Source organism: Pseudopedobacter sp. (assembly GCF_040392825.1).
Classification (GTDB): domain Bacteria; phylum Bacteroidota; class Bacteroidia; order Sphingobacteriales; family Sphingobacteriaceae; genus Pseudopedobacter.
This window is the reverse complement of sequence record NZ_JBEBVH010000266.1, coordinates 1-5236: the sequence shown is the minus strand read 5'-3', so window position 1 is coordinate 5236 and position 5236 is coordinate 1. Positions and strand designations below refer to the sequence as shown.

Genomic DNA, 5236 nt, shown 5'->3' with positions numbered 1-5236 from the left:
ACTGTTGTCCAGCTTAACTGTACGCCTTCTGTTAGTGCTTTTCCGGTAAATGAACTTAGTTTTACTGGAGTTGATATAGCTACAGGGGCAAAAGCAACACCTCGGAAAGTTGTGTTTGCTGGTGCAGAAACAAGAAGAGCAAGATTACTCGCCGCTAGCTCTTCTGTTATGTTATTAGTTAACTTATAAAGCCCGGACGGACCTGTACAATATATAGTTGCTAGCCCTGCTTCTAATTTTGCAGTAAGAAATCTCATGTTATCTGTAAGAGGCGCTGCAGTTATAGAAGCTTTTCTTACCCAGGTTGTGCCATCCCACATATATTTCATGATTTTCCCTGGAACCGAAGTTCTGTCATTTATTAAATACATTAAATCAGTTTTACCGTCTCCGTTACTATCAAATATCATAAACTGCATAGCGTTAGGATCTGTTCCCGCACCAAAGCCAGGATAACTAACAGTTGAGCCTGTGTAAGCAGCCTCGGGTAAAGCAGAAGTATAAAATGGTCGAATGGTTCCTGCATTGGAGTAAATCAAAGAATCATTAAAAATATTTAACGATAACGTAGCGTTTGCACCGCCTATGCTTACCCCCTCTCCAAGTCCTGAAGTAATCCCCTTATTATATTCAAATGGCACATATGTAATTCCCTTATAAGAGCTACTTCCTCTTACTCCACCAATCCAAAATTGTTGCCCATCTTTAGATACAGCAGCATAAGGTTTAACAACGGCACTTGGTAAAGCAGTTGCCGTATTAATATCTCCTATAGCAGATACACGAGCTATAACACTAGTTGTAATTTCCGATGACAAAGAAGAAGGAGCTGCTTCATAACCTATAAAGGTTAAATAAACCCCATCTGCAGAACGTATTAATGTTCCTTCTGCATTGGTATTATTATCTGTTCCCTGAGCCGGATACACATTTTTACCAGTTAATGCCCGTTGACTTCCTACAGTTGTAATTGGTAGTGCTATTGTTTGCACAAACACACCTGCTGGTGTGTACTCATCCAAAAAAGCAGGAACTTGTTTATCCATTCCGATACCTGCTGTTCCATCTCCATATCTTAAAACCACTATATTCCCGGCCGTAAAAGCCTTTGGTGGTTCGGGTTCTGCATTGGCAGATGCCATAAAAAGCATAAAAAAACTTAATAGTAATGATTTTTTCATAATGAAATTTTAGAGTTAATGATAGATTAATTTAGATTATATTAACTTTTTGCCCCAACTAAATAAGATGCATGGTTTATAATCTCAAAAACTAATTATTCCCAAAAGCGGTAGATGGTCTGATTCTAACTTCCCTGAGACAGCTTGATAATTTTTTACGGTCATTTTCTTCGCCGCATTCGTGTTCAATAAAATAAAGTCTATTTCTTTAGTCGGTTTATCTGCCGGGAATGTTAACGGACATGAACTTGTACAACTTAGCAGAAACTCTGTCCTGAGTGGCAAAAATTCAGGATCAAAACGAGTCATGTTTAAATCTCCAGCCAAAATAACGGGATACTCAGATTTTTTTGAAAACTCATTAATTTCAGACACTTGCTCACTTCTGTTACCTAAAACAAGATCCAAATGAGCGGTTGCCAGTTTTACCTTCCCTAATTCCGGAATTTCTACAGTAGCTACTCCTAAAGTTCGTTGCTCTCCCCCCGATACTTTATTAGATAATAATATGCGCTCGGTAGAAACTATAGGATATCTGGATAGAATGGCTACTCCATATTCTCCTCCACTATAATTTATAGATTTTGAAAAGAAATGGGACATACCTAACTTTTCGCCCAACACTTTCGCCTGATCAACAGGAGATCTATTGGTATTTTTATCTACCTCTTGTAATGCAACCAGATCCGGATTTTGTGATTTAATCACCGCAGCAATATTGTCGAGATTTATGGGAGCCGTGGTACCTGCCGGTGCACCGTGATGGATATTATAACTTAATATCCTAATCAATTTCTCCTCATAAACAGGGCTAGGATCCGGCGTTTTATTATCTTCTTTCTTTACTTCACCTTTGCTGCATGATAAGCATATTAATGCTATCAGTAATAATTTAAAATGTTTCATACCACGAATTTTTATACTTTAAAATTCAATGGAAAACAATGATAAAACCTTTGCCTGGTATAAACAGACCAAGTCTGTAATCGCTAAGAAAATCGCAAATTAAATTATATAAATAACCAGCCCTAAAAACTATGTTTTAAAGGATTTTAATCGCATAATTTAATTACATACTTTTACAGAATAAGGTTTTACCATTAATAATCCATCGAATGATTCTTTTTGTGTCGATCTTATTTATGGGAAGTGTGGCCGCACTTCCCATTTCATCAATCACTTGTTACAATATTTATCTTTAATATTTTTAAACAATTTGTCCCATCAAAGGGTCTGTCATACTTTCTTTCCCTGTTTCTACACGACCGGCATATTGTTTCATAAATCTTTCAAAACCTTTTACGCATATATTTACTTCATACCATCCAAAACTCTTTTCCAGATTCAGAGAAAAACGTTCTTCTTTTCCGGGTTTTACCAATATTTGCCTGGCTGTTCCTTTCTGGTAGACATCTTTGATAGTGATTTCATAATTCTGACTGAGATCAAAATTCTGTATAAAAAACTGAAGATTTCCCGTCAATCTATCTTTGGTTCCCGGTTCGCTTTCATATTCACATTTAACAGAAATTTTAGGATCTTTTACATCTCCCATAAATTCACGGTAAAAACCGTTAGGTCCATAAATTCTAAGATGGTACGCTTTCTTTTCAAAAGAATTCACCAACCATGTATCACTTAACTGATCTCCTGCCTTTACAGCATATTGCCAGTTACGCATGATCTCAAAAGTATCTCCTTGCTCCGATTTAAAATTTGCAGGTGTATAAACCGTAAACGGAGCGCCAGCCGATTTACCAGCAAACATATCTTTGCGGGCTTCAAATTTCACTTCAAAACCCGTTCGCTCTTTATTCAGATTTCCATCTGCATATAATTGATATGGAAGAGCACATGAGCGTCGTATACCTTTTTCTTGTTTTGGCAACAAATCAGACGAAAGCGAATCTTTTTTTATTTCCTCTATTTCCGATTCTGAAAGGGCATTGAATGAAGTTAAATCTGCAGCATATTTTGCGTTATAAATCTTTTCTATATGAGTCTTTCTATTCAGTATAAAAGAGCTTTCTTTACCCTCCGGATCGTATTTAGAAAACACAGATGTTAAGTCGCCACAAACTGTACGCCGCCACTCACTAATATTCTCTTCTTTGATTTTGAGCCCGAATTTTTCAGTTAAAAACCCTTCCAGAAATTGTAATGTAGAGGTATGATCAAATACCTGAGAGTTCACTCTACCTCCACGGCTCCAGGGCGAAGCAATAATCATGGGCACCCTATACCCCAAACCAATCTGCCCCGCTCTGGCAGTATCTTTATGTATCCCATAATTTAATTCCTGTTCTAACGGAATGTATTCTATGGATGTATCTATACCATGCGATACCATTCCAGCATTAGATTTAATTGGACTTGGAGGCATAAATGGCGGAATATGATCGAAATAACCGTCATTTTCATCATATGTAAGGATAAAAATAGTTTTCTTCCATACTTCGGGATTTTTAGTAAGTATATCTAATACCTCCGATATATACCATGAACCATACCAGGGTGCTGACGGATGCTCTGAAAATTTTTCAGGAGCTACCAACCAGGATACTGTTGGCAATTTTCCCGTATCTACATCTTTTCTGAAATTATAAAAAATATCTCCTTTAGGAATATTTACCGTACGCAGCTCTCCAGCTTCATGGTATTCCAGCGGTGCCAGATTATGATAATCAGGATCATCTTTATTTACAGAGAAGGCTTTTTCGTACAGATTCTTTTCCGTTTGCGAAAGCTTTTCATAACGCTCGGGTGTCCACAATTTCAGCTCATCCAGCGCTTTATCCAATACATCTTGTTTTTTGAGGATATCGGCTTGCAGTTTCTGAAATCTCTTATCTGTAGTGCTTACCGATTTAAGCTGTTCATTTAAGACTTCTATTTCTTTAGGTAAAGTCTCTGTTTGTTGCTGTAAACTTTTAACGTATCGGGCGGAGAATTTAACATTGTAGCGTGAAAAATACTCCAAAGGATTACAGGTATAATTAGCCAGCCAGGACCGTTCTTCTCTTTCAAAACCTCCTCCGCAAGTAAGTTCGTTCTGATATACCTTCCATGATATATTATTTTCTTCTAAGCGCTCGGGAAAGGTTTTCCATTTTGCTTCTCCAAAAGCGAGATCGTTTCGTATATGCGCCCGTGATTGAGCATTTTCTTCTTCTCTGATAGTTCCGGACCACAAATAATGTCTGTTTGGCCAGGTACTGGTCATTGCAGAAGAAAAATTCTGGTCGCAAACAGTAAAAGCATCAGCCATTGCATAATTAAAGGGCAGATCTTCACGGTTATAATATCCTAAGGTAAAAGGTATATGTGCATACTTTCTATTCTTCATCTTACAGGCTATTAACCAATTATCATGCTGCCCCTGATTAAAAGCATCTACCTGCGAAGCTCGTGAATGCGGCAAACTTCCCATCCATGTTGCTTTGGTTTTATTAATGTTAAGCCGGAAAGGCGCGTAGGTTAAACCTTCCTGATTAGTTTGAAGCCATACAGGATTTCCGTTTGCAAGCTTAAAAGCTCGTGGATCATTAAATCCGCGTACCCCTTGCAATGTCCCGAAACAATGATCAAAAGAACGGTTTTCCTGCATAAGTATAACTACATGTTCAGCATCAAGATAGGTGCTGCCCGGAGCCGGATTTATAGCCAATGCCCGTTGAATGGAAGATGGCAATATACTGGAAAGCCCTGTTGCTCCCGACAGTAAAATTGATTTTTTGATAAATTCTCTTCTTGAGTCCATTGGTTTTATTTTGTTATCAAAATGGAAGTAATATTTGTTTCAAATTATTACTTATTATCCATATTGCAGTAAATCTTACCTATCGGGATATCTGTTTATTTTCAAAACTTGTTTTATTAAGCTACCCAAAAGCACCTGTCATTTCGAAAATGTTAATATGCTTTTGGACAGCTTGCTTTTTTAGTATTGTATTTTAAAGCCAAATAAGTCTATTAGAGAAAATATTATAGCTAATTTTTATGTATATCCTTATTTCTTAGTTACCACTATACAATTATTCAATTCACGTTGTCCA

General features: G+C 37.1%; 3 protein-coding genes. All 3 read right to left on the bottom strand.

Annotation, left to right across the window (positions count from 1 at the left end; translation table 11 throughout):
- The coding region (locus ABWO41_RS15100) for a hypothetical protein (RefSeq protein WP_353139849.1) at positions 1–1181 on the bottom strand (1181 nt) is incomplete at its 3' end.
- Positions 1182–1265: 84 nt separating this feature from the next.
- On the bottom strand, positions 1266–2087 hold the full coding sequence (locus ABWO41_RS15095; protein ID WP_353139847.1) for an endonuclease/exonuclease/phosphatase family protein: 822 nt from the start codon (positions 2085–2087) through the stop codon (positions 1266–1268).
- A gap of 301 nt (positions 2088–2388) precedes the next feature.
- Entirely contained in the window at positions 2389–4941 is a 2553-nt protein-coding gene (locus ABWO41_RS15090) for a phosphocholine-specific phospholipase C (RefSeq protein ID WP_353139845.1), read from the bottom strand.
- Positions 4942–5236 lie beyond the last annotated feature (295 nt).

Coding starts and splice junctions, on each gene's coding strand:
- ABWO41_RS15095 (WP_353139847.1), bottom strand. CDS start 2,087: ATGAAACATTTTAAATTATTACTGATAGCATTAATATGCTTATCATGC.
- ABWO41_RS15090 (WP_353139845.1), bottom strand. CDS start 4,941: ATGGACTCAAGAAGAGAATTTATCAAAAAATCAATTTTACTGTCGGGA.